The 656-nt window shown below is 25.6% G+C and carries 1 protein-coding gene; it reads left to right on the top strand.

Annotation, left to right across the window (positions count from 1 at the left end):
* A partial coding sequence (locus DNK84_RS13985) for a hypothetical protein (RefSeq protein WP_208123363.1) occupies positions 1–493 on the top strand: 493 nt, incomplete at its 5' end.
* Positions 494–656 lie beyond the last annotated feature (163 nt).

Here is a 656-nt window from a genome sequence, read left to right as displayed (position 1 = left end):
AGAGACTATGAGTAAGCCAGCAATTTCTTTTGGCTGTGTATTTATTAATCTAAAAGAATACTATGAGAAAGAGTTCTGGAATAAATTTTGCGAAGTTTATAAACGAATAATAACAAAGTCTCCAGATAAAACTAATAAATCAGTTTTTTCAGAGTTAGGTACAATAGCTATAACTCTAGAAACTTATGGTTTTGGCTTTGAAGTTTTAGAAGATAAGTATAACTACTTTGTATCATCAACAAGACATATTGGACATACAAAGTTTATGTTTGATCCTATTGTCATGCATTATAGTGGGCGTAAAAAGCCGTGGAGAAAGGTTGAGTTTATTAGATATATTATAAATCCTTATAACTGTTTTTATTTACAGAAATGGTATGATTACGCATCTCCTGATAAAAAAAATACATTTAAATCAAAGTTTATAAAATCTGGATTTTATAAAGGGTATGTGTTTATTTTCACAAAAACAATGAAGATGTTGGGTATATAAGTGATTTTAGATAATAATATAAAATTTACGAAGTTTTATAATTATGTAAATAATATTCTGATAATACTAGGTATAGTGTTTATTTTTACAAAAGTAAATGTTTTAGGTATTTTTACGGTTGGTATCTTAGTAAATACTATTATTTTAGCTTTATTTAATCATA

The sequence above is a fragment of the Facilibium subflavum genome (assembly GCF_003574485.1).
Classification (GTDB): Bacteria; Pseudomonadota; Gammaproteobacteria; order Francisellales; family Francisellaceae; genus Facilibium; species Facilibium subflavum.
The sequence above is the reverse complement of the archived record's forward strand: the minus strand, read 5'-3'. Positions and strand labels throughout refer to the sequence as shown.